The sequence below is a fragment of the Streptomyces sp. NPDC102451 genome (assembly GCF_044765485.1).
Lineage (GTDB): Bacteria > Actinomycetota > Actinomycetes > Streptomycetales > Streptomycetaceae > Streptomyces.
In genome coordinates this window covers 479,888-501,660 of record NZ_JBIWKD010000003.1, presented here as the reverse complement: position 1 = coordinate 501,660, position 21,773 = coordinate 479,888, and the positions used below count along the sequence as shown (strand labels likewise).

Here is a 21,773-nt window from a genome sequence, read left to right as displayed (position 1 = left end):
CGGGCGCCCCGGGGTGTCACGCCCGGGTGGCCGCCGCCTGCGGCTCCCGGGCCCGGACGAGCCGCTGGTGGAGCACGGCGAGGACGGTGTGCGCCGGCGCGAGGACCAGTGCGCCGGTGAGCAGCAGGGCGGCGGCGATCGGGGCGAGGATCCCGGCGACGTACGCGCCGTAGGTGTTGTCCGGGCCCCACTCCAGGAAGAGGGAGACCGCGCAGGAGCGCAGGGGCCGGGCGGCGGGGTGGAGCAGGAGGTACAGGCCGACGGTGAGCGCGCCCAGGGGCAGCGCGACGGCCACGGTGCGGAACCAGGCGGAGAAGGGCCGGCCCCATGTCAGCGACCAGGAGCGGCGCATGGCGGCCCAGGGCCCGAGGCCTTCCGTCGCGGCGGTGACCGGGGCGAGGGTCCAGCCGAGCCGGAGGACGAGGGCGATCGTCAGGCCGAGCAGGGGCGGACCGTAGCGCAGCACCTCGAACAGGTTGGGGTACTCCCACTTCGGGACGAGCACGGTGTACTCGCGGAACAGGGTGGTCGTGAAGTACTCCTCCACCAGGATCCCGAGTACCACCGGAGCCCACACGAGCACTCCGCGCAGCGCGTACACGCCCAGGACCGTACGGAATCGGCCGCGCGTCCCTCCGGCCGCCGCCGCACGGGCGGACGCGGTCTGGATGGCGGTGCATCCCAGGTGCAGCAGGAGGATCAGGAACGGCATGCAGGCGAGGAGGATGAGCCAGAGGTGCTGCACCCGGCGGCCGTCGGGTGCGTAGGAGTCCCCGTCGTACGCCTCGGCCCGGATCGCGCCCGCTCGTATCTCGGTGAACGTGGGCCAGGCGACGAGGAACGCCACGGCCGTCAGCAGCAGAGCCCCCAGGGCGACCAGTCCGGCCACGCGTGCCGTCAGCCCGAACAGCGGGCGCCCGTCCCGGCGCAGGACGCCGAACGCCGTACGGACGATGCCGTGCCGTGGCCCGCCCCCGCCCTCCTCCGCCCGCAGTTCCCCGGAGGTGGTGGGACCGTTCGTCATACGTTCCGCCTCTTACTCTCGACATGCGCTGCCCGGTGACGGGATCAGCCTCTGCCCACTGAGATGCGGGTGAACGGCGGCCCGGTTCTCCGGCCGTGACGAAAACCCGCAGGAGAAGGGACATGCGATGCCCGCTGCGGTAGTCGAAAGTGATCAGGGTTCCGAAGGCCTCCCGTGGACGTACCTGCTGCGGGCCTGGCGGGAACTGGATGCGCCCGAAGGCTGGCGCGTCGAGATCGACGAAGCGCGGATCGTCCTGACGCCGCCGCCCCATGCGCACCACAGCGGCATTGCCGCCGCGGTGCAGCGAAGGCTCTACGCGAACCTCCCCGAGGAACTGGGGATCTACCAGACGCTCGGTGTGCACGTCGCGCCGCTCGACAAGCTGTACGTCGCCGCTCCCGCTGCCCGAGCCCTTCGACGTCACGCTGCTCACGGACGGCTTCCCGGGCTGACAGCGGGGCCGGCCCCGTGATGGGAGCCGGCCCCGCCTCTGATCATGTGTCGCCCGAACTACATGATGCGGTAGCTGTCGTAGTAGCCGCCGACCTGGGCGTGGTAGCCCGGGTCGTTCGCGTGCGTGTGCTTGTCGAACTCCGGGGAGTCCTTGATCTGGTCCTTGGTCAGGTCGACGAATATCTTCTTGTGCTCGGTGTCGATGCCCTTGACCGTGCCTGCCGGGAGCAGGACGTCCTTGCCGAAGATCCAGACTCCGGTGTCGACGACCAAATAGGCGGAACCCACCTCGTCGGAGTGCTTGTCGACCTTGCCGATGCTTCCGTCCGTGGCCTCGACCGAGAATCCGGTCAGGTCGGCGCCCGCAGTGTGACCGCTCGTAGGCTGGTAGCCCCACAGGTTGTCGCTCATGAATTGGCTCCTTCCTCGACGGTTCATTCGGCACGGCGAATCCTCGTCGCGATGAGGACGAGTGCCGCTCTCTCTTTCGGCTGCCCGCACTTTTCGGGGTCACACCCGGTGAATTCAGCGAATTGAGAAAAACGCGGGCGGCCCAGGACCATGGGGTCCTGGGCCGCCCGCGTCAGCGCTGGTCGGAGTGGTCTACCAGCGGTACCACCGGCCGCGCTTGCCGCCGGTGCTCGACCGGGCGAAGAACCCGACGAGCCAGATCGCCAGCACGATCACCGCGATCCACCAGAGTGCCTTGAGTGCGAAACCGGCACCGAAAAGGATCAGAGCGAGCAGAAGAACGAGAAGCAGGGGAACCATTGTTATCAACCTCCGAAACAGCTGGTGCCCGGAACGAATTCCTCTACACATCGGATCGGGAATTTGATTTCCCGGCCTCGCCGTCCGGGAGCGGGCGGCCCACGGTAGGGTGCTGCCACCAGCGACGATCGGCGGGACCGTGATCCTTTCCTACACGCCCCCGCGGCAGTACGACGCTCCGGTCGGCATCCCCGGCTGGCTGGCTCTGCTGCTCGGGCTGCTGCTGGTCGGTGGCATCGGCTATGTGTGCTGGTCGGTGCGGCGATTCCGCCGGAAGATCGCCGCCGAGGCAGCCGCGGCCCGTAAGCGTGAGGCGCGAAAGAAGCACTGAGCCGCCCGGAGGGACCGGGCGGCTCAGTGGACGGAGTGGGTCAGGGGCGGGGCGGGATGGTCAGACCCTCGCGGGTTCCTTCGCCGGGGAGTCACCCGAGGCCGAGGCCGGGCCGGTGGCCGCGACCGTCGAGGCGGCAGGCTCCTGGGAGACGTTGAACTCCGTCAGCAGCGCCTTGCTGAAGCCGAAGAAGTACGTCGCCACGAAGCCCGCGACATAGCCGACGAGCAGACCGCCCGCGTAGATCGCGATCGTGGAGCCCAGGCCGTGGTTGCCGTCCAGGAGCGGGAACAGGGCCCAGCCGGACGGGCCGATGGCCGTGGAGCCGACCGAGTCGCCGAGCTGGTTGAACAGGCCCACGAAGCCACCGCCGAACGCGCCGCCCACACAGGCCGTGATGAACGGGCGGCCCAGCGGGAGCGAGACGCCGTAGATCAGGGGTTCGCCGACACCGAGCAGACCGGCCGGCATCGCGGACCTGATGGTCCTGCGGATCGACTCGTTGCGCGGGAGGCGGAGGTAGACCGCGGCGGCCGCGCCGACCTGGCCGGCTCCGGCCATCGCGAGGATCGGGAGCAGGACCGTGAAGCCCTGCTGCTCGATCAGCGTCGTGTGGATGGGGATCAGGGCCTGGTGCAGGCCCAGCATCACCAGGGGCAGGAAGAAGCCGCCGAGCAGGAAGCCCGCGCCCGCGCCGCCCGTGGAGAGCAGCCAGTCGGCGAACGTACCGATGGCGGAGGAGACCTCACCGGCCACGTACATCAGGCCGAAGATCGTGACGAGGCCGGAGATCAGGACGGTCAGGGTCGGGGTGACCAGGACGTCCAGGGCCTCCGGCACCCAGCGGCGGCACCACTTCTCGACGTACACCGCGAGGACCGCCGCACCGAGGGCGCCGAGGACACCGCCCTGGCCGGGGGAGAGCTGCTGGCCGAACGCCTCGATGTTCGCGACGCCCGGGAAGACGATGATCGCCGCGACCGCGCCGCCGAGGATCGGCGTACCGCCGAACTCCTTCGCCGTGTTGTAGCCGACGAAGACCGCGATCAGCGCCATGAAGCCGGAGGCCATCGCCGCCAGGGCGGGGGTGACCGAGGTCAGCCAGCCGAGGTTCACCAGGAGGCCGTTGAGGCCGGCGATGATGCCGCAGCCGATCAGGGCGGGGATCAGCGGGACGAAGATGTTCGCGATCTTGCGCAGGAACAGCTTGAACGGGGTCGCGTTCTTCGCCTTCTGCTGCGCCTTGAGGGCCGCGCCCTTGTCGGCCAGCTCCTCGGCCGTGTGGACGGGGGCGGGGTCCTCGGACGTCCGGCCCTCCTCGACCAGCTGCTCGAACTCCGGGGTGACCCGGGCGACCGTGCCCGGGCCGAGCACGATCTGGTACGTGTCGTCGTCGACCACGCCCATCACGGCGGGGAGGGCCTTGAGGGCCTCGTCGTCGACGAGGGAACGGTCGTGCAGGCCCAGCCGGAGCCGGGTCATGCAGTGGGCGATCGAGCCGACGTTCGCAGCGCCACCGACGAGCGGCAGGATCGCGGCGGCAGTGGCGCGGTTCTTGTCTTCAGTAGCCATGGTGCGTGGTGCCTTGCTGTGCGGGGAGTGGTGCGTCAGGTGGTACGGACGGCCGCGAGGGCGGCGCGGAGGTGACCGTCGGAGTCGGCCAGGAGCGTGGCGGCGGTGGGGCCGTCGACCCCGCCGAGGATGGTGAGGATGGCGTTCTTCACCTCGCCGTCGGTGGCGGCGAGCGCCGCCTCGATCTCCTGGTCGGAGGCGCCGGTGGCGAGCGAGACGATCCGGCGGGAGCGGGCGCGCAGCTTCTCGTTGGAAGCGCGCACGTCGACCATCAGATTCCCGTACGTCTTGCCGAGCCGGATCATCGTGATCGTCGAGATCATGTTCAGGACGAGCTTCTGCGCCGTGCCCGCCTTGAGACGGGTGGAGCCGGTGAGCAGCTCGGGGCCGACGACGATCTCCAGGCCGTGCTCGGCGGCGGCGGCGAGCGCCGAGTCCGCGTTGCAGGAGAGGCCCAGGGTGAGCGCGCCCTCGGTGCGGGCGTGCTCGACGGCGCCGATGGCGTACGGCGTGCGGCCGGAGGCGGAGATCCCGACCACGGTGTCGTCGGCGGTGAGGCCCAGGGCGTCGAGGTCGGCGGCGGCCAGCTCCTTGCTGTCCTCGGCGCCCTCGACGGCCTTGACCATGGCGGAGGGGCCGCCCGCGATCAGGCCGATGACCTCGGACGGGTCGGTGTTGAAGGTGGGCGGGCACTCGCTGGCGTCGAGTACACCGAGACGGCCGGCGGTGCCTGCGCCCGCGTAGATCAGCCGGCCGCCGCGCGCCATGCGCTCGGCGGTGGCGTCGATCGCGGCGGCGATCTGCGGGAGCTTCTCGGCCACGGCGGCGGGGACGGTGGCGTCCTCGCCGTTCATGATGCGGGCTATCTCCCCCGTCGGCAGCTGGTCGATCTCGGCGAGCTCCGGCCGGAACGCCTCGGTGGTGAGGGTGGCGAGCTGGGCGCGGAGTTCGCCGTAGCCGCCGGGGGTGGCTTCGTCGGCGTTCGCGTCGGTGGTGGAGGTCATGGACAGCGCTCTGCTTTCTCGTGCTCGTACGGTTCGCGGGTGCGGGTGCGGGTGCGGTGCGGGTGCGGTGCGGGTGGCCGCCGGGGTCAGCGGCTGCGGGGGGTGTGGCGGTGGGCGAGCGCCTCGTACGACGCGGAGAGGGCGGGGGCGGCCGTCTCGTACGTCCGCTGGGCGACCCCTATGAACAGGCAGTCGACGACGAGGAGCTGGCTCGTGCGGCTCGACATGGCGGCGGGCCGCAGCTCGCTCTCCCGTGCCGTGGACGTGGTCAGCACATGGTCGGCGTACTGCGAGACCGGTCCGTCCGGGCGGCCGGTGATCGCGATCGTCGTCGCGCCCCGGTCGAAGGCGACCCGGAGCGGCTCTATGACGTCGCCCGTGGAGCCGGAGTGGGTGATCGCGATGGCCACGTCGCCGGAGCGGAGCTGCACCGCGTTGGTCACGGCGAGGTGCGGGTCCATGTGGGCGTGGGCTATCAGGCCGATCCGGAGGAGCTTCTGCGCCAGGTCCTGGCCGACGAGGGAGGACGCGCCGACGCCGTAGATGTCGATGCGCCGGGCGGTCGCGGCGGCGGCCACGGCGGCACCGAGCTGTACCGTGTCGAGACCGGCCGCCGTGTCGGCGAGGGTCTGCTGCTCGTCGTAGGCCAGCTTCGTGACGACGTCCGCGATCGGGTCGTCGACCGCGATGTCGGCGGTGACGGCGGGCGCCCGGCCGGACTGCTGGTGGGCGGCGAGGCCGGCGAGCGCGAGGCGCAGGTCGCGGTAGCCCGGGTAGCCGAGGAGGCGGGCGGTGCGGACGACGGTCGCCTCGCTCGTGCCGGTGAGCTCGGCGAGACCGGTGACGGTGAGGGCGGCACACCCGGCGGGGTCCCCCGCGACCGCTTCGGCGACCCGCTGCATGGAACGGGTCATGGACGGCGCGAGCGTACGCACCTTGGCCGCGAGCGCCGCGGGGGCGGGCGGGGAGTCCGGGTTGAAACTTTCCTTCACGTCATTGGTCACATTTGAAAGATATTTTCATGGGTGAATCCCGTCAACCCCCCTTTGGTCCCTACCTCTGGAGGATCAAGGCCGGGCCGGTGAGCGGGCGGGGGACAATGGGGCCATGGAGTTGAACAGCCTGGAACAGGAGCTGCACACCGCGCGTGCGCTGGTGATGGCCGACCTCGTCGCGGGCGACGTGGCCGAGGCCGGAATCGTCTCGATGGTCGAGGACGCGGTGGCCCACCGGCGGTGGTGGGTCGAGCAGTGGCCCGAGGGCGTGTCCTTCGTCACGGGGCTCGTGGCCCAGGACGTCCAGGACGCTCTTCTCGAACAGCACGGGCGCTGGCCGCTGTGCCCGGTGTGCACCGACGAGGGGCCGCACGCCCTGGACGTCGAGCCGGAGCTCGGCCCCGACCCGCACTGGGTCTGCACCAAGGCGACGGTGTCCGTCGCGCGGGTCGGCGGGCTCGCCGAGGTGTTCGGCCGGTGACGGTCTACATCGACCCGCCGACCTGGCCGGGGCACGGCCGGATGTGGTCGCACCTGGTCAGCGATGTGTCGTTCGAGGAGCTGCACGTCTTCGCCGCCACGATCGGCTGCCCGCCCCGCGCCTTCGAGCGCGACCACTACGACGTGCCCGAGGCGCGTTACGCGGACGCGGTGCGCGCCGGGGCGCGGGAGGTCGGGTCGAAGGAGATCGTGCGCCGGCTCACGGACGCGGGGCTGCGGCGGCCGAAGGGGCGGCCTGTTCCGGGATGAGGGGGGCCGGAGTGCTCGTGGCGACGCGCCGGGACGGCGTGCCTCCGCCGCCCAGCCGCAGCGACACCGTCACGGCCACCAGGCCGAGCAGCAGCATCGCGGCACCCGCCCAGGCCGTGGCCCGGAAGCCGAAGTCCGCGTCGATGACCGCACCGCCCAGCCAGGGCCCGCTCGTGTTGCCCAGGTTGAACGCGGCCGTGGTCGTCGCCCCCGCGAGCGTCGGGGCCACCCCCGCGACGTTGAACATCCGGGCGTTGAGCGCCGGGGCCGTGTAGAACGCGGACAGGCCCAGCAGGAACGCCAGGACGACGACGGCGACCTGGTTCGACGCGAAGAGGGCCAGCGCCACCAGGAAGACCGTCGAGGCGCTGATGCCGCTCAGCAGCACACCGAAGAGGTGCGCGTCCGCGACCCGGCCGCCGATCGTCGTACCGATCAGCGCGCCGACACCGAACAGCGCGAGCACCCACGGCACCCAGCCCGAGCTGAGCCCGGCCACGTCCGTCAGCAGCGGCGCGAGATAGCTGAACGCGCAGAACACCCCGCCGGCCGCGAGGGCCGTGATCACGATGGACAGCCAGACCTGCCGGTCCCTGTAGATCGCCACTTCCCGCTTGAGCTGCGGCTTCTCGTCCGGCAGCGGGATGCGCGGGATGCGGGTGACGACACCGACCAGGGCCACGGCGGACGCGGCGCCCACCGCCCAGAACGCCGAACGCCAGCCGAAGCTCTCCCCGAGGAAGGCGCCCAGCGGCACCCCCAGCACATTGGCGATCGACAGCCCGCCGATCATCACGGCCATCGCCCTGGCCCGCGCGTTCACCGGCACCATCGCGATGGCGACCGCCGCGCCGACCGCCCAGAAGCCGGCGCACGCCAGCGCGCTCACCACGCGGGAGACGAACAGCACGTCGTACGTCGGGGCCAGCGCGCCCGCGACCTGGCCCAGCCCGAAGACCGAGATGAGCGCGATCAGCGTCGTACGCCGTGGCAGCCGCAGTGTGGCGACGGCGAGCAGCGGGGCGCCGACCACCATGCCGATCGCGAAGGCGGATATGAGGAGTCCGGCCTTCGGGATGGACACGTCCATGTCCTCGGCGATGGGCGGCAGCAGCCCGGACAGCATGAACTCGCTGGTACCGAGGGCGAAGACGGAGAGGCCGAGGATGTACACGGCCATCGGCATACGGGAGCGGCTGGAAACAGAGTCGGGCATGACAGTGGCCAACAGTGCTTCAGTCCCTGTCATTCCCTGCCATTCCTTTGTCTCAGTGGGTGAGCAGCTCCAGTTCCGTGGTCAGGTTCTGCCGCGCCCTGGGTTCCCACTCTGCCGCCCCGTGCGGGGTGCGGAAGAGCCGGGGCAGCTCCAGCAGCTGCCGCAGGACGGCGGCCCGCCCCTCGCGGAACGCCTCGTCGGGAACGAAGCCGTACTCCTCGCGCACCTGGGCCGCGTACGCCGCGTACTCCTTGGGGGCCGCCGCGAGGATCGCGAGGTCCGCGTCGCACAGCACCTCACCGTTGGTGTCGCCGTCCGCCGGATCGTGCGTGACGGTGAGCCGGACCAGCCGGGCGACCTCGGCCGTCGCGGCGTCGGGGACACCGGCCTCGGGCAGGGCGCGTTCGGCGAGGGCGGCGCTGCGCTCCTCGTTCTCGGAGCGGTCGGGGCGGTAGACCGCGTCGTGGAACCAGACGGCGAGGCGCACCAGGTCCGGGTCGGCGGCGTGGCCGGCCAGCGTGTCGACGCGGTCCAGGACCTGGGTGAGGTGGGCGGTGGTGTGGTAGCGCCGCTGGGGTTCGGCCCAGCGTTCCAGGAGGTTGTCCGCGTAGGGCAGCGGGTCGGGGGCCGGCCCGCCGCGCGCGGCGCGCAGGGCCTCGCTCCAGCGGCCACGGAGCGCGGAGGTGTCGTCGGACGGGGCGGGGGCCGTGTCGGGGGCGCTGTCGCTCATAGGCCGAGAGTAGGACGTACGCCCCGCGCCCACGGCCCGTACCCCGGCCCCGGTCGGCGGGCCGGGGTACGGGCCCGTCGCTCAGTGGCCGGGCGCCGTGTCCAGGGCCAGGGCCGCGTACGTCGCCAGCCAGTGGTCCGACGAGAAGTCCCCGGAGGAGACCGTCGGCAGGCCGCGCGCGAGATGCGCCTCGGCCGAGGCCAGCAGCGCGGTGCGGCCCGGGCCGTCCGGGAGCGCGCCGGCGATCGAGCGGAGGGCGGCGGCCCGGCTCAGGGTGAGACCGAGCAGGTGGCCGATCTGGGGGTCGGCGTGGTCGGAGACCACCGGCGGTTCGAGCAGCGTGGAGTCGGGCGTGGCGGAGACCAGGTCCGGCAGGAACCCGGCGATCCAGGTACGGAACTCCGCCACCGGCAGCACCCGCCGCATCGCGTCCGCCTCGGCCAGGGCGGGGGAGAGGAAGTCCTGCCCGGAGGGTTCCCAGTGCGCGGGGGCGTCGTGGTCGTCGGTGAACCAGGTCCGCAGCCGGTCCGTCGCCGCGTCCAGGACCGGCGCCGGAAGCCCGGCGGCCGGGCCCGCGTCGAGGATCAGGCCGAGGCCGAACGCGCTGTTGTTGTGGACACCGTGCCGGACCGGGTACGTCGCCCTGGGCAGCCAGCCGTCGAGCAGGTCGCCGACCGCGGCCACACCGGGGGCCAGGGCGTCGGCCCAGCGGTCGCCGTCGGGCGTGCCGAGGGCCCGGCACTCACCGGCGAGCGCGATCAGCCAGGCCCAGCCGTAGGGGCGCTCGAAGTGCGGCCTGCCGCGCAGGTAGGACGCCTCGACGTCGATGTTCTCGCGGGTCAGATGGGTGTCGAGGACCTCGCGGATACGGGTGGTGAGGGTCGCCGGAAGATCGCCGGAGGTGGAGAAGCGGCGCACGATGCGGACGAGCAGCCAGTGCATGTGCACCGTGGAGTGCCAGTCGTAGCCGCCGTAGAACGCGGGGTGCAGCGTCCGGGGCGCGACCAGTTCCTCAGGTCCGGCGTAGAGGTGGGCGGGCGCGTTGGGGTATTCGCGTACGACGTTGGCGAGGGCCAGCTCCGCGAAGGGGACCGCGTACGCGGCGGGGAGCGCGGGGGACATCGGGGGCTCCAGAGGGGTGGGCGAGCGGCTCGGGTCAAGGGGCGGCTCGGGGCGGGGGCGGTTCGGGTCAGGGGTGATCCGGGCAGGGGCCGGGGCGGTTCGGGTCAGAAGGCGAAGAGGGCCATGATCGCGACGTTGCAGACCAGCAGGGCCGCCGCCGTGGGGAGCTGGGCCTTGATCGGGCCGTACTGGTCCTTGAGTTCGAGGAGCGCCGCCGGGACCAGGTTGAAGTTGGCGGCCATCGGCGTGACGAGCGTGCCGCAGAAGCCGCACAGCATGCCGATCGCGAGGACGGCGGGCGCGTTGCCGTTCATCTGCTCGATGAGGACGGGCCAGCCGATCGCGGCGGTCATCACCGGGAACGCGGCGAAGGCATTGCCCATGACGATGGTGAACAGCGCCATGCCGCAGCAGTAGACGGCCACGGCCACGAACCTCTGGCCGTCCGGCAGCACCGCCTCGGTGATCCTGCCGACCTGCTCCCCGACACCGGCGGTCTGGAAGATCGAGCCGAGCACGGAGAGCAGCTGGGGCAGGAGCAGCGCCCAGCCCATCGATTCGAGCATGTTCCGGCCGGAGTGCAGCGGCACGGAGACCTTCCGCTCGCGCAGGAGCACCATGCCCACGACCAGCGCGGCGATGGCGCCGACACCCAGGCCGAGGATGGTCTCGGACCCCGGTTCCAGGACCGGTTCGCCACCGATCTTCCAGTTCTTCACGAGCGTCGCGCAGATCATCGCGACCACGGGGATGGTGAGCGCCGGGAGGAACAGCTTGTTGCCGAAGCGGGCGGCCGAGGCGACGCGCTTCTCGCGGGGCGGGGTGTGCGGCGTGCCCTTGCCGGTGAGGCCGAAGCCGCCCAGGACGATGAGGACCAGGACGACGACGCCCAGGGGTTCGGCGGGCAGGGACTTGTCGACGACCCCGGTGGAGTAGAAGAACGCCGCGCCCAGCAGGCCCCAGAAGCCGGCGGAGCCGAAGCGCTTGGGGTTGGTGCGGTCCACGGCCATCTGCGCGGCCATGACGAGGAACACCGCGCCGACCAGCCAGAAGAAGTACTCGGACTTGATCACTTGGCGTCCTCCGTCCGGAGCCCGGCGTGTGCCGTCAGGTCGTTCTCGGCTGCGGCGACGGCGAGTTCGCGCTCCAGCTGCCGGTCCAGGTTGAGCAGGCGGGCCCCGTGGATCAGGAAGGCGCAGATCGCGGAGGGGATCGCCCACATCGCCAGGTGCAGGGGTTCGAGGTGCTGGTCGTACGTGGAGTTCACGAAGCCGGTGATCAGCAGGATCGATCCGATGGCGAGGAAGCAGTCCTCACCGAAGAACACCCCGATGGTGTCGGCGCCGGACGCGTGCGAGCGGACCTTCTCGCGCAGCTTCTGCGGCAGGGGGCCTCCCGCCTTGGTCTCGGCGGCGGCCTCGGCCATCGGGGCGATCAGCGGCCGCACACTCTGCGCGGGGCCGCCGATGCTGGTGAGGCCGACGGCGGCGGTGAGCTGCCGGATCAGCAGGTAGAGCGTCAGGAAGCGGCCGGTGGTCAGTTTGCCGAGCTTGCCGATGAGCGTACGGGCCTGCTCCTGGAGCCCGTAGCGCTCCAGGAGCCCGATGACGGGCAGCGTGATGACGAAGACCGTCACGGAACGCGAGGAGGCGAAGCTCTGCCCGAAGGAGGCCAGCACCTCCTGCGGCGACATCTTGCCCAGCAGCCCCGTGACGATGCCGGCGACACCCACGACAAGGAGGGGATTGCGGCGGGTGGCGAATCCGAGGATCACCACGAGCACGCCGAGGAGAACGATCACGCGTCGGCCTTCTTCCGCGCAGGACGTGACGGTGCACGGTCCTGACCAGACGGGGGTAGTAGGCGAGACCTTAGGGTCTTGTTCAACAATCCCACAAGGGTGTGGGCTGCATGGATCGGAATCAGCGCTTCCAGAGGGGCAACTTGTCCGAGTGTGCTCGCATTACGGGTGAAATGCGGGCCCATGGAGGGCGAGCGGATCAGGGGACGATCGGCCCTAGCGCTCGGTGAGCCGTTGCGCGTATGCCTCCGCCAGCTGGCGCCGGGAGTCCTCCAGGTAGAAGGCGAGCATCCGCTCCGCGCCGGCCGCGTCCCCCTTGGCCAGTCTGTCCGTGATCTCCCGGTTCCGGGTGAGATAAGGCTCGTGGAAGCGGCGGGGGTCGGCCATCACATGGAAGGCGAGACGCAGTTCGGCGAGGACGTTGCGCATCAGCTCGTCGGTGCGGGCGCTGTTCGCCAGGCCGGCCAGTGCCTGGTGGAAGCGGATGTTGGCGGTGGAGCAGGCGGGCCAGTCGTCGCGCAGTGCGGCCTGTTCGCCCGTCGACACCGCCGCCTCGACCGCCGTCAGGTCGAACGGGGGCTCGCCCAGGGCCCGCAGGGCCGCGCACTCGACGAGGAGCCGCACCCGGTAGATGTCGATCAGGTCGTCCACGGCCAGGATGCGGACGAAGACGCCCCGGTTGAGCCGGTGCTCCAGCAGGCGCTCGTGCGACAGCAGGCGGAACGCCTCGCGCAGGGTGTTGCGGGACACGGCCAGGGCGCCGCTGATGCTCTCCTCGGACAGTCGGCTGCCCGGCGGGAAGTAGCCCTCGGTGATCCGGTCCCGCAGGATGACGGCGACCCGCTCGGCCGTGCCGGAGCGCTTCAGGGAGGCGCTGTGCGTCGCCAGTTCCGAGAGATCCGGTGCGCCGCCGCCGTTGGCCCCGCCGGTCGTCGTCCCCGCCATGCCCCGCCCCTTGCCTGGTGTTCCGTCAGCTGTGTTCAGTGTTTCAGCGTGTCAGTGAACCGTACGGGGGTCTCGGGCAGCGGGCGGGCTCTTGTCAGATTGTTGAACAATCGCTAGCGTGCGCCCGTGACGGATCTGATGAGTGTGACGCGCCCGGTGCGGACGATGGACCTCAACGCGGACCTGGGCGAAGGGTTCGGCCGCTGGACCCTCACCGAGGACGAGGCGCTGCTGACCTGTGTCACCAGCGCCAACGTGGCCTGCGGCTTCCACGCCGGGGACGCCTCCGTGATGCGGCGGGTCTGCGACACGGCGGCGGAGCGCGGCGTACGCATCGGGGCGCAGGTCTCCTACCGCGACCTCGCCGGGTTCGGGCGGCGCGCCATGGACGTACCGGCGGCCGAGCTGACCGCCGAGATCGCCTACCAGATCGGCGCCCTGCGGGTCTTCGCGGAGGCGGCCGGTTCCACCGTCTCGTACGTGAAACCGCACGGCGCCCTCTACAACCGGGTCGTCCGGGACGAGGAGCAGGCCGCCGCCGTCGTCGCGGGCGTACTGCTCGCGGGCGGCCGCCCCGCGGTGCTCGGGCTGCCCGGGTCGCGGCTGCTCGCCCACGCGGAGGCCGCGGGGCTGACCGCCGTCGAGGAGGCCTTCGCCGATCGCGCGTACACCCCGCACGGCACGCTCGTGCCACGGGGCGAGGCGGGCGCCGTGGTGCACGACGCGGACGAGGTCGTACGCCGCAGCGTCGGCATGGCCGTCGACGGCGCCGTGACCGGGGCGGACGGCAGCCGGATAGCGGTGGCCGCCCGCTCGCTGTGCGTCCACGGGGACACCCCCGGTGCCGCCGCGCTCGCCCTGCGGGTCCGGACGGCGCTGGAAGAGGCGGGCGTCAGCGTGCGGGCGTTCGCATGAGCGCCGGCCGGGCGGGCGCCGACAGCGCCGCGCGGGTGGTCACCGACCGGGTGCGTGGCATCCGGGTGCTGGAGGCGGGCCCCCGTGCCCTGCTCGTGGAACTGGACTCCGGCGAGGACGCGGAGGCCTTCCACGCGGAGCTGCTCCGCCGCCGGGCCGCCGGTGAACTCCCCGCCGTACGCGAGATCGTCCCCGGCGCCCGCACCGTGCTGCTCGACGGGGTGGAGGACCGGACGCTCGCCGGGCAGCTGCCGTCGTGGACCGTGCCGCCGCTGAGCCGGGGCGGTGGGGAGGCCGTCGAGATACCCGTCGTCTACGACGGCCCGGACCTCGCCGATGTGGCCGAGGCCTGGGGTGTCGCCGTCGACGAGGTGCCGCGCATCCACGCCCGTACGGAATTCCGGGTGGCCTTCTGCGGTTTCGCGCCAGGCTTCGCCTATCTCACCGGCCTGCCCGCGCACTTGGGCGTGGAACGCCGGGCCACGCCACGGACCCGGGTGCCGGCCGGGGCGCTGGCCCTCGCCGGGCCGTACACCGGGGTCTATCCGCGTACGTCGCCCGGCGGCTGGCAGATCATCGGCCGGATGCCGGAGCCGGACGCGCTCTGGGACCCGGGACGCGAACCCGCCGCGCTGCTCGGCCCCGGGTCCCGGGTGCGCTTCGTAGCGACGGAGGTGTCCGGATGAGCGCGGGGCTCGAAGTGGTCAGGGCCGGGGCCCTGACCACCGTGCAGGACGAGGGCCGTACCGGCTGGGCCCACCTCGGTGTGCCCAGGGCCGGGGCGCTGGACGAGCCGGCCCGGCGGCTGGCCAACCGGCTCGTCGGCAACGCCCCCGACGCGGCCGTGCTGGAGACCACGCTCACCGGGTGCGCGGTCCGGGTGACCGGCGCCCGGCCCGTGTACGCCGTGGTCGGCGGGGCGGGGTGCCGGGTCACCGTGGACGGCCGCCCGGTCGCCTGGGGCACGCCCGTCCGGGTGCCCCCGGGCGCGGTGCTGGAGGCAGGGCCCGCGGTGCACGGGCTGCGCGGCTACCTGGCGTTCGCGGGCGGCCTGGAGCCCGAGCCGGTGCTCGGCAGCCGCTCCGCCGACCTGCTCTCGGGGCTCGGCCCGCCCGTCCTGCGCGACGGGGACCGCCTGCCCCTGGGCCGGCCGGGCGGAACCCCGTGCGCCGACACCGTGCCGTGGCCCGGCGCCCCCGCCGAGCTGGTGCTTCCGCTGCACCGGGGCCCGCGCGACGGCTGGTTCACCGAGGAGGCGCTGCGCACGCTCACCACCGCCGAGTACCGGGTCTCGGAGCGCAGCAACCGCATCGGGCTGCGTACGGAGGGACCCGTCCTGCGGCGCGCCCGGGACGGCGAACTGCCCAGCGAGGGCATGGTGCTGGGCGCGGTCCAGGTGCCACCGGACGGGCTGCCCGTGGTGTTCCTCAACGACCATCCGACGACCGGGGGTTACCCCGTCGTGGGCGTGGTCGCGGAGGCCGCGCTCGCGGGCGCGGCGCAGGCCGCCCCGGGGACACCGGTGCGCTTCGTGCAGGCGTGACGCGCCGTACGGGGGACGACGCCTCGTACGGACAATGGGGGGAACGGGAACCCGGATGCGGGCATCGGCCAACAGGAGGTGACCGAGCCCGCCTCAGCAAGGGATGCCCATGAGTCCAGGAGCCGACCGGTGAGCGCCCCGCCGGGGTTCGAAGCACTGGAAGTCCCCGTCGCCGCCGACCAGTACGCCGAGTCCGACGCCTCGGTCGTGCGGCGCTCCCTTGGCGATCCCGACGCCTTCTCCGCACTGTTCGACCGGTACGCCGACGACATCCACCGGTACGCGGCCAGGCGGCTCGGCACCGAGGCGGCCGACGATCTGATGGCCGAGACCTTCGTGATCGCCTTCCAGCAGCGCCGCGGCTACGACCTGACGCGACCTCATGCGCGGCCCTGGCTCTACGGGATCGTGACGAACCTCGTGCGGGGGCACCGGCGGGCCGAGGCCCGGCGCCTGAGGGCCCTGGCGCGCGCCGCCTCGGCCGTCCCGGACGGCCCCGGCGGGGACGGCGAGCCGCTGGCGGACCGGGTGGCCGCCCGGGTCAGCGCCGAGGGCCTCCGCGGCGAACTCGCCGGAGCGCTCGCCGCGCTGCCCGCCCGCTACCGGGACGTGCTGCTGGTCGTCGCGTGGGGCGACCTGGACTACGCGGAGGCGGCGGAAGCACTGGGCGTACCCGTGGGCACCGTACGGTCGCGGCTGCACCGGGCACGGAAGAAACTGCGCGAGGCGCTCGGCGGCTCGGACCCCACCCGCCTCCACGACGACCACGAGGAGCCCGGTCATGGATGAACTCACCGCGCTGCGGGAGCTGGAGGCCGATGCGCCCGCGCTCACCGCGGACGCCCGCGCCGCGGGCCGCGCCCGGCTGGCGGACGCCATGGCGAAGGAGAGCCGGCGGGCGGGCGTGCTGTCCAGGCGGCTGGTGCTGCGGACAGGTTTCGCCGCTGCGGCGGCCGCCGCGGTGACCGGAACCGTCGTCGTCGCCACGGGCGACCGGGGTGGACCGCGGCTGACCGCGCTCTCCGCCGCCCAGGTGCTGGACCGGGCGGCGGACCGGTCCCGCGCCGACGGCGCCGGGATGCCGGTCCCGCGCAGCGACCAGTACTTCTACACCAAGGAGATCACCACGCGGACCATGATCGAGGGCGGGAGGACCAAGAGGTACAGCGATGAGATCTGGCTCTCCGTGGACGGCTCGCGGCCCTCCCGGTACGTCTACGACGGACGGATCCAGGACGATCCGCCGCTGACCGAGCACGAGGTGCGGTGGCCGCCCACCGAGTACGCGAAGCTGGCCGAGCTGCCGACCGATCCGGACGAACTGCTCGCGCTGTTCGACGCGAGCAGCTCCGGGGGGATCGCAACGTACATGGACTTCCTCATGCTGATGCGTGACCCACGGGTCATGCCTCCGGGGCTGCAGGCCGCCGCGTTCGAGGCGCTCGCGAAGCTGCCCGGAATCGTGCTCGACGACGACGAGGTGGACGCGCTCGGGCGGCACGGTATCGGCGTCTCGTATCCGGGAATGACCATCGGCCTCGTCTTCGAGCAGGACACGTACGCCTACCTCGGTCTCCGCCTGGAGGGCGTGAAGGGGGCCCGCGCGGTGGGGAAGGAGCTGGTGGGCGGCGAGAAGTACGTCGAGGTCAAGGGGCGCGTGAAGGCGGGCGTGGTGGACGAGATCGGGCAACGGCCCAGGTAGGCCCTTCCGACCGGAAGGCCCTCGCGGGGCCTTCCGACAGGAAGGGCAGGCCCGGTCGGGGGGCCGGGCCTGCCCTTCCGCACACGACCGATGCACGTTACCGAAGCGTAACTTACTCATGAGTTACCTCAGGTAACGCCGCGGTGCTAGCTTGCGCTCACCTTCATCGGAGCAGAGCGAGGAGTGAGCCGTGAGTCCGCGCAAGATCACCCGTTCGAGCTCGACCGTGAACACCCCCCACCTTCCGGACCCCCACCGTCCGGACCCCCACCTTCTGGACCCCCGTCGGCCGGGACGCCGTACGGGACGCCTGCTGGCCGCCTCGGTGGCTGCCGCCGCCTGCCTGGGCGCGGCGGTCGTACCGGCGTCGGCCGCCGGCTCCGCCGGATCGGCACCCGTGGTCTCCCGGGGAGTGACCATCCCCGCCTTCTACGACCCGCCGGCGCAGCTGCCCGCCGCCGACGGGGCCCTCGTCCGTACGGAGCCGCTGCCCCTCGGGCTGAGCCTCCCCGGTCTGGACGGCCGTCAGCTGCCCGGCACCGCGACGCGGCTGATGTACAAGTCCACCGACGCGGGCGGCGGGCCCGTCGCCGTCACCGGCGCGTACATCGAGCCGTCCGCCGCGTGGAAGGGCGGCGGCCCCCGCCCCCTGGTGGCGCTGGCCTCGGGGACCATGGGCCAGGGCGACCAGTGCGCCCCCTCGCTGGCGCTCCAGAACCCGCTGTCCATCGGCGAGGGCACGGTGTCCATCGGCTACGACAACATCGCGGTCTACCGCCTCCTCGCCGCCGGTGCCGCCGTCGTCGTCACCGACTACGCCGGCCTCGGCACGACCGACCGGCTCCACACCTACGTCAACCGCGTCGACGAGGGCCACGCCCTCCTGGACGCGGCCCGCGCGGCGCGCTCCGTCGCCGGTGCCTCGATCACCCCCGCCTCGCGGGTCGGCCTCTACGGCTACAGCCAGGGCGGCGGCGCCAGCGCCTCGGCCGCCGAACTCCAGTCGACGTACGCCCCCGACGTCAATCTGGCGGGCACCTACGCCGGAGCCCCGCCCGCCGACCTCACCGAGGTCATGAAGGGCATCGACGGCAGCGCCCTGGCCGGTGCGCTGGGCTGGTCGATCAACGGCTTCGCCCAGTCCGACCCGTCCCTGGAGGCGGTCGTCGAGGCCAACACGAACGACGTGGGCAAGGCCGCGCTGAAAGCCACCTCGACCATGTGCGTGGGCGACGCGATCCTCGGCTACGGCTTCACCAACAGCAAGAAGTGGACCGCGAGCGGCAAGCCGATCGCCGACATCATCGCGGCCGAACCGAAGCTGCAGGCGATCCTCGCCCAGCAGCGCCTCGGCAATCTGAAGCCGACCGCCCCGGTGCGGCTGGCGACCGGTGTGCAGGACGACATCGTCGGCCACAAGCAGGCCAGGCAGCTCGCGGTGGACTGGTGCCGCAAGGGCGGCGACGTGACGTACGAGGCCGTCCTGCTGCCCAACCTCGGCGACAAGCTCCTCACCAACCACCTCGCCCCGCTCCTCACCGACCAGGGCAGCGCCATCTCCTGGCTGACCGACCGGCTCGCCGGCAAGAAGATCTCCTCCAACTGCTGGTCGATGCCGGTCCAGCCCTGACCCTGCCCGTTCCGTGACCCCTGAGGCCGCGGCGCGTCCGCTCCACGGATGCCGCCGCGGCCTCGCGTATCTTCACGCATGCGTTCATGTGGGGAGCTGCGCCTCGGGTGGCTGACCCGTACTCTGGTTATTGGACTAGACCTGTAGTCCGCAGCCGCTCCGAAGGATGGGAACACCATGAGTAACCGTGCACTCCTGGAGGTGATCGCTCTCGACGCGGAGGACGCGGTCGCGGCGCAGGCGGGCGGTGCGGACCGCCTCGAACTGGTCACCGACATGGCGGCCGACGGTCTGACGCCCCCGCTCGCCACCTTCGAGGAGATCCGGGACGCCGTCCGGATCCCGCTGCGGGTCATGCTCAGGATCGCGGACGGCTTCGCTGCCGGTGACATCGGCGTCCTCGTGGAGAAGACCCGCGCGCTGCGCGCGGCCGGGGCCGAGGAGTTCGTCCTGGGCTTCCTCGACCAGGACGGCCACGCCGACCTGGTGGCCGTCGAGCGGATCGTCGCCGAGCTCAACGGCTGCCCGTGGACCTTCCACCGCGCCATCGACCGCGCGGCCGACCGCGACGTACTGCGCAAGCACCTCGCCGATCTGCCCGGCCTCGACACCTACCTCACGGCGGGCTCGCCGGACGGCGTCGACGCGGGCATGGAGACCCTGCTCGACGAGGCGGCGCGTGCCGAACTGCCCGGCTACGAACCGCGGATCATGGTGGGCGGCGGGCTGCGCCTCGACCACCTGCCGCGCCTGCGCGCCGCGGGCATCACGGCCTTCCACATCGGAGGGGCCGCCCGGCCCGGCGGCTGGAGCGGTCCGGTGGACGCCGCGGCCGTACGGGAGTGGCGCACGCTGCTCGACAGCTGACGCCCCCGCCGGGCCCCGCCGGCGAACCGGGGCGCCCCGGGCCCTCCCGGCACCGGCGGGTGTCACCCGTTCCCCCACTCCGGCGTGCCATGACGGTGGGACCGGCCTTGAATGCTGAGTGTCCCAGGTGTCCGGCCCAGCCCCGGAGTCCCCATGCCACTGCAGCGGTCCACCCATGACTCCGGCGCGAGGCCGGCCCGGGGCGGGGCGCTGCGCGCGACCGGTGAGTGGTGCGCCCGCCACTTCGTGATCGTCATCGTCCTGTGGCTGGCCGCGCTCGTCGCGCTCCAGGCCGTGCAGCACGCGTACGGCGGCGACTACTCGGACGACTTCTCCCTGTCCGACACCCAGTCGCAGAAGGGCCTCGACGTCCTGGAGGCACACGCACCCTCGGCGGGCGGCTACAGCAGCCAGGTGGTGGTGCACGACGCGGACAGGTCCCTCAGCGATCTGAGCAGCCAGATGTCGACTGTCGTCGGCAGTCTCCAGAAACTCCCCGACGTGCTGTCCGTCCAGAACCCGCTGACCGCGCAGAGCAGCAGCGGCGGCCCGGACGTGGGGCCGCTGTCCGGTGACGGGAAGACGGCGTACATCACCGTCCGCTTCAGCGTGCAGCCCTCCACCCTCGGGTCCGGCTACCTCCACGGGGTGGACTCCGCCGTCCAGCCGCTGCGGGCGGCGGGCGCCGAGGTCGAGTACGGCGGCCCGCTCGGCGAACTCGCCCGCCCCGATGCGAACGACCGCACCAGCGAGGCCATCGGCTTCGGGGTGGCCGTCCTGGTGCTGCTGATCGGCTTCGGCAGTCTCGTGGCCGCCCTGCTGCCGCTGATCACGGCCCTGATCTGCGTCGTCTGCGGGCTGGGGCTGCTGGGGCTGCTGGCCGCGGCGACGACCTTCGCCACCGTGTCGCCGACCCTGGCCACGATGATCGGGCTCGGCGTCGGCATCGACTACGCCCTGTTCCTGGTCACCCGGCACCGCCAGAACCTCATGGACGGCAAGGACCCGGTGTCCGCCGCCGGTGCCGCCACGGCCACCAGCGGACGGGCCGTGCTGCTCTCCGGCTGCACGGTGATCATCGCCCTCTGCGGACTGTGGGTCTCCGGCATCGGCTTCATCGGCAAGCTGGGACTGGCGGCGGCCGTCACCGTCGTCACCGCCGTGCTGGGCGCCCTCACCCTCGTACCGGCGATGCTGGGCCTGATCGGGCGGCACATCGACCGGATCCACGTCCGTGAGCCGGTCGCCGAGACGGACGCCGGGCCGGGGCAGGAGGCGCACGGCCCCTGGCACCGGTACGCGCGGCGGGTGGAGCGCCGCCCCTGGTGGTTCCTGGCCGGCGGTGTGGTCGTCCTGGCCGTCCTCGCCTTTCCGGTCTTCTTCATCCAGCTCGGCCACATCGGGGACGGCGCCGACCCGCGGTCCTTCACCGACCGGCGCGCGTACGACCTGATGTCCTCGGCGTTCGGGCCCGGATCGAACGGTCCGCTGACCCTCGTGATCGACCAGAGCGCGGTCCCGGGGAGCGACCGGTCCGCGCTGCTGACGCAGGCCCAGCAGTCCCTGACGAAGGTCCCGGACGCCTCGTACATCACCCCGCTCACCGCCACCTCGGACGGGGACGTCCTCACGGCCACCGCCTACTCCGTCGCCGCACCGCAGGACGGGAGGACCACGAGCCTGGTGAACCACCTGAAGGACGACGTGCTGCCCGCCGCGGTCTCCGGCACCGACGCCCACGGCTACGTCACCGGGACGACCGCCGCGCAGGTCGACTTCCTCGACATCGTCTCCAGCAGACTGCCCCTGATCATCGCCGTCGTCGTCGTCCTCGCCCTCCTCGTGATCCTGGCCGTGTTCCGAGGGGTGCTCGTCGCCGTCAAGGCGGCCGTGCTCAACGTGCTGTCGATCGCGGCCTCGTACGGGGTCGTCGTGGCGGTCTTCCAGTGGGGCTGGGGCGGACCCGCACTGGGCGTGTCGGGCGACGTCCCGATCGAGAGCTACGTACCGATGATGATGTTCGCCATCGTCTTCGGCCTCAGCATGGACTACGAGATCTTCCTGCTGACCCGGATCCACGAGGCGTGGCTGCGCACCCAGGACCCCCGGGCGAGCGTCGCGCACGCGCTGGAGATCACCGCGCGGGTCATCACCTGCGCCGCGCTGATCATGGTCAGCGTCTTCGCCGCCTTCCTCATCAGCGACAACATCGTCGTGAAGATGCTCGGTCTCGGCCTCGCGGCGAGCGTGCTCATCGACGCCACCGTCGTACGGCTGCTGCTGGTGCCCGCCGTGATGACGCTGCTGGGCCGTGCCGCCTGGTGGACCCCGCGGTGGCTGGACCGGATCCTTCCGCACCTCGACGCGGAGGGGGACGCCGGAGCCAGGGGATGAACCCC

General features: G+C 72.3%; 23 protein-coding genes and 1 pseudogene. 12 read left to right on the top strand and 12 right to left on the bottom strand.

The features are described from left to right. Positions 1-16: 16 nt before the first annotated feature. Positions 17-1,024, bottom strand: coding sequence for a hypothetical protein (locus tag ACIRD8_RS09410; protein WP_403988373.1), 1,008 nt, complete (start codon positions 1,022-1,024; stop codon positions 17-19). A 127-nt stretch (positions 1,025-1,151) separates the two neighbouring features. Between ACIRD8_RS09410 and ACIRD8_RS09405 the strand changes: the two are divergent. Further along, positions 1,152-1,418, top strand: a pseudogene (locus tag ACIRD8_RS09405) (Uma2 family endonuclease); the annotation flags it as partial. Positions 1,419-1,537: 119 nt separating this feature from the next. Here the strand turns inward: ACIRD8_RS09405 and ACIRD8_RS09400 are convergent. Continuing rightward, a complete protein-coding gene (locus ACIRD8_RS09400; protein WP_403988371.1) occupies positions 1,538-1,891 on the bottom strand; it encodes a PRC-barrel domain containing protein in 354 nt (117 codons plus the stop codon). Between the two features lie 192 nt (positions 1,892-2,083). Beyond that, positions 2,084-2,251: a DUF5670 family protein gene (locus ACIRD8_RS09395; RefSeq protein WP_403988369.1), complete on the bottom strand. Its 168-nt coding sequence runs from the start codon at positions 2,249-2,251 to the stop codon at positions 2,084-2,086. A 139-nt stretch (positions 2,252-2,390) separates the two neighbouring features. Here ACIRD8_RS09395 and ACIRD8_RS09390 point away from each other — a divergent pair, with 139 nt between their 5' ends. Then, positions 2,391-2,582 carry a hypothetical protein gene (locus ACIRD8_RS09390; RefSeq protein WP_403988367.1) on the top strand — a complete coding sequence of 64 codons (192 nt, stop codon included), beginning with the start codon at positions 2,391-2,393 and terminating at the stop codon, positions 2,580-2,582. 60 nt (positions 2,583-2,642) lie between these two features. On the opposite strand, the gene ACIRD8_RS09385 is transcribed toward ACIRD8_RS09390, so the two are convergent. The 3 genes from ACIRD8_RS09385 to ACIRD8_RS09375 all read right to left on the bottom strand — a co-directional run bounded on the left by ACIRD8_RS09385 (position 2,643) and on the right by ACIRD8_RS09375 (position 6,162). Beyond that, the gene (locus ACIRD8_RS09385) at positions 2,643-4,154 is read right to left on the bottom strand and encodes a PTS transporter subunit EIIC (protein WP_403988365.1); all 1,512 of its coding nucleotides are present in this window, start codon (positions 4,152-4,154) and stop codon (positions 2,643-2,645) included. Positions 4,155-4,189: 35 nt separating this feature from the next. Next, entirely contained in the window at positions 4,190-5,158 is a 969-nt protein-coding gene (gene murQ, locus ACIRD8_RS09380; protein WP_403988363.1) for an N-acetylmuramic acid 6-phosphate etherase, read from the bottom strand. A gap of 86 nt (positions 5,159-5,244) precedes the next feature. Next, complete coding sequence (locus tag ACIRD8_RS09375; protein WP_403988361.1) at positions 5,245-6,162, bottom strand: MurR/RpiR family transcriptional regulator; 918 nt, start codon at positions 6,160-6,162, stop codon at positions 5,245-5,247. Between the two features lie 103 nt (positions 6,163-6,265). Here ACIRD8_RS09375 and ACIRD8_RS09370 point away from each other — a divergent pair, with 103 nt between their 5' ends. Both ACIRD8_RS09370 and ACIRD8_RS09365 read left to right on the top strand, forming a co-directional pair. Then, positions 6,266-6,634 (top strand): hypothetical protein, encoded by a 369-nt coding sequence (locus tag ACIRD8_RS09370; protein ID WP_403988359.1) that lies wholly within the window; start codon positions 6,266-6,268, stop codon positions 6,632-6,634. Further along, positions 6,631-6,903, top strand: coding sequence for a DUF4031 domain-containing protein (locus ACIRD8_RS09365; protein ID WP_403988357.1), 273 nt, complete (start codon positions 6,631-6,633; stop codon positions 6,901-6,903). The genes ACIRD8_RS09370 and ACIRD8_RS09365 overlap by 4 nt, the downstream gene beginning before the upstream one ends. Here ACIRD8_RS09365 and ACIRD8_RS09360 read toward each other — a convergent pair. The 6 genes from ACIRD8_RS09360 to ACIRD8_RS09335 all read right to left on the bottom strand — a co-directional run bounded on the left by ACIRD8_RS09360 (position 6,854) and on the right by ACIRD8_RS09335 (position 12,717). Then, positions 6,854-8,089 (bottom strand): Cmx/CmrA family chloramphenicol efflux MFS transporter, encoded by a 1,236-nt coding sequence (locus tag ACIRD8_RS09360; RefSeq protein WP_403988697.1) that lies wholly within the window; start codon positions 8,087-8,089, stop codon positions 6,854-6,856. The two genes, ACIRD8_RS09365 and ACIRD8_RS09360, sit on opposite strands and share 50 nt — an antisense overlap. Before the next feature lie 82 nt (positions 8,090-8,171). Then, complete coding sequence (locus tag ACIRD8_RS09355) at positions 8,172-8,849, bottom strand: hypothetical protein (protein ID WP_403988355.1); 678 nt, start codon at positions 8,847-8,849, stop codon at positions 8,172-8,174. 81 nt (positions 8,850-8,930) lie between these two features. Next, positions 8,931-9,971, bottom strand: a complete 1,041-nt coding sequence (locus ACIRD8_RS09350) for a DUF2891 domain-containing protein (protein WP_403988353.1) — start codon at positions 9,969-9,971, stop codon at positions 8,931-8,933. 104 nt (positions 9,972-10,075) lie between these two features. Continuing rightward, positions 10,076-11,044: a DUF979 domain-containing protein gene (locus ACIRD8_RS09345; RefSeq protein WP_403988351.1), complete on the bottom strand. Its 969-nt coding sequence runs from the start codon at positions 11,042-11,044 to the stop codon at positions 10,076-10,078. Then, positions 11,041-11,772, bottom strand: coding sequence for a DUF969 domain-containing protein (locus tag ACIRD8_RS09340; RefSeq protein WP_403988349.1), 732 nt, complete (start codon positions 11,770-11,772; stop codon positions 11,041-11,043). The genes ACIRD8_RS09345 and ACIRD8_RS09340 overlap by 4 nt, the downstream gene beginning before the upstream one ends. A 216-nt stretch (positions 11,773-11,988) precedes the next feature. Further along, positions 11,989-12,717 carry a GntR family transcriptional regulator gene (locus ACIRD8_RS09335; RefSeq protein WP_403988347.1) on the bottom strand — a complete coding sequence of 243 codons (729 nt, stop codon included), beginning with the start codon at positions 12,715-12,717 and terminating at the stop codon, positions 11,989-11,991. A gap of 165 nt (positions 12,718-12,882) precedes the next feature. Here ACIRD8_RS09335 and ACIRD8_RS09330 point away from each other — a divergent pair, with 165 nt between their 5' ends. The 8 genes from ACIRD8_RS09330 to ACIRD8_RS09295 all read left to right on the top strand — a co-directional run bounded on the left by ACIRD8_RS09330 (position 12,883) and on the right by ACIRD8_RS09295 (position 21,768). Then, positions 12,883-13,632, top strand: a complete 750-nt coding sequence (locus tag ACIRD8_RS09330; protein WP_403988695.1) for a LamB/YcsF family protein — start codon at positions 12,883-12,885, stop codon at positions 13,630-13,632. Further along, the gene (locus ACIRD8_RS09325; RefSeq protein ID WP_403988345.1) at positions 13,629-14,318 is read left to right on the top strand and encodes an allophanate hydrolase subunit 1; all 690 of its coding nucleotides are present in this window, start codon (positions 13,629-13,631) and stop codon (positions 14,316-14,318) included. Before ACIRD8_RS09330 ends, ACIRD8_RS09325 begins: the two co-directional genes overlap by 4 nt. Then, on the top strand, positions 14,315-15,175 hold the full coding sequence (locus ACIRD8_RS09320; RefSeq protein WP_403988343.1) for a biotin-dependent carboxyltransferase family protein: 861 nt from the start codon (positions 14,315-14,317) through the stop codon (positions 15,173-15,175). The genes ACIRD8_RS09325 and ACIRD8_RS09320 overlap by 4 nt, the downstream gene beginning before the upstream one ends. Positions 15,176-15,304: 129 nt before the next feature. Then, the gene (locus ACIRD8_RS09315; protein WP_403988341.1) at positions 15,305-15,964 is read left to right on the top strand and encodes an RNA polymerase sigma factor; all 660 of its coding nucleotides are present in this window, start codon (positions 15,305-15,307) and stop codon (positions 15,962-15,964) included. After that, positions 15,957-16,877 carry a CU044_5270 family protein gene (locus ACIRD8_RS09310; protein ID WP_403988339.1) on the top strand — a complete coding sequence of 307 codons (921 nt, stop codon included), beginning with the start codon at positions 15,957-15,959 and terminating at the stop codon, positions 16,875-16,877. Before ACIRD8_RS09315 ends, ACIRD8_RS09310 begins: the two co-directional genes overlap by 8 nt. A 190-nt stretch (positions 16,878-17,067) precedes the next feature. Beyond that, on the top strand, positions 17,068-18,507 hold the full coding sequence (locus ACIRD8_RS09305) for a lipase family protein (protein WP_403988337.1): 1,440 nt from the start codon (positions 17,068-17,070) through the stop codon (positions 18,505-18,507). A 177-nt stretch (positions 18,508-18,684) separates the two neighbouring features. Then, positions 18,685-19,374 (top strand): copper homeostasis protein CutC, encoded by a 690-nt coding sequence (locus ACIRD8_RS09300; RefSeq protein WP_403988335.1) that lies wholly within the window; start codon positions 18,685-18,687, stop codon positions 19,372-19,374. Between the two features lie 153 nt (positions 19,375-19,527). Then, a complete protein-coding gene (locus tag ACIRD8_RS09295; protein ID WP_403988333.1) occupies positions 19,528-21,768 on the top strand; it encodes an MMPL family transporter in 2,241 nt (746 codons plus the stop codon). Positions 21,769-21,773 lie beyond the last annotated feature (5 nt).

Excerpts from the sequence above, each read along its gene's own strand:
- ACIRD8_RS09410 (WP_403988373.1), bottom strand. The coding sequence starts at position 1,024 with ATGACGAACGGTCCCACCACCTCCGGGGAACTGCGGGCGGAGGAGGGC.
- ACIRD8_RS09400 (WP_403988371.1), bottom strand. The coding sequence starts at position 1,891 with ATGAGCGACAACCTGTGGGGCTACCAGCCTACGAGCGGTCACACTGCG.
- ACIRD8_RS09395 (WP_403988369.1), bottom strand. The coding sequence starts at position 2,251 with ATGGTTCCCCTGCTTCTCGTTCTTCTGCTCGCTCTGATCCTTTTCGGT.
- ACIRD8_RS09385 (WP_403988365.1), bottom strand. The coding sequence starts at position 4,154 with ATGGCTACTGAAGACAAGAACCGCGCCACTGCCGCCGCGATCCTGCCG.
- murQ (WP_403988363.1), bottom strand. The coding sequence starts at position 5,158 with ATGACCTCCACCACCGACGCGAACGCCGACGAAGCCACCCCCGGCGGC.
- ACIRD8_RS09370 (WP_403988359.1), top strand. The coding sequence starts at position 6,266 with ATGGAGTTGAACAGCCTGGAACAGGAGCTGCACACCGCGCGTGCGCTG.
- ACIRD8_RS09360 (WP_403988697.1), bottom strand. The coding sequence starts at position 8,089 with ATGCCGATGGCCGTGTACATCCTCGGCCTCTCCGTCTTCGCCCTCGGT.
- ACIRD8_RS09355 (WP_403988355.1), bottom strand. The coding sequence starts at position 8,849 with ATGAGCGACAGCGCCCCCGACACGGCCCCCGCCCCGTCCGACGACACC.
- ACIRD8_RS09350 (WP_403988353.1), bottom strand. The coding sequence starts at position 9,971 with ATGTCCCCCGCGCTCCCCGCCGCGTACGCGGTCCCCTTCGCGGAGCTG.
- ACIRD8_RS09335 (WP_403988347.1), bottom strand. The coding sequence starts at position 12,717 with ATGGCGGGGACGACGACCGGCGGGGCCAACGGCGGCGGCGCACCGGAT.
- ACIRD8_RS09330 (WP_403988695.1), top strand. The coding sequence starts at position 12,883 with ATGGACCTCAACGCGGACCTGGGCGAAGGGTTCGGCCGCTGGACCCTC.
- ACIRD8_RS09325 (WP_403988345.1), top strand. The coding sequence starts at position 13,629 with ATGAGCGCCGGCCGGGCGGGCGCCGACAGCGCCGCGCGGGTGGTCACC.
- ACIRD8_RS09320 (WP_403988343.1), top strand. The coding sequence starts at position 14,315 with ATGAGCGCGGGGCTCGAAGTGGTCAGGGCCGGGGCCCTGACCACCGTG.
- ACIRD8_RS09310 (WP_403988339.1), top strand. The coding sequence starts at position 15,957 with ATGGATGAACTCACCGCGCTGCGGGAGCTGGAGGCCGATGCGCCCGCG.
- ACIRD8_RS09300 (WP_403988335.1), top strand. The coding sequence starts at position 18,685 with ATGAGTAACCGTGCACTCCTGGAGGTGATCGCTCTCGACGCGGAGGAC.
- ACIRD8_RS09295 (WP_403988333.1), top strand. The coding sequence starts at position 19,528 with ATGCCACTGCAGCGGTCCACCCATGACTCCGGCGCGAGGCCGGCCCGG.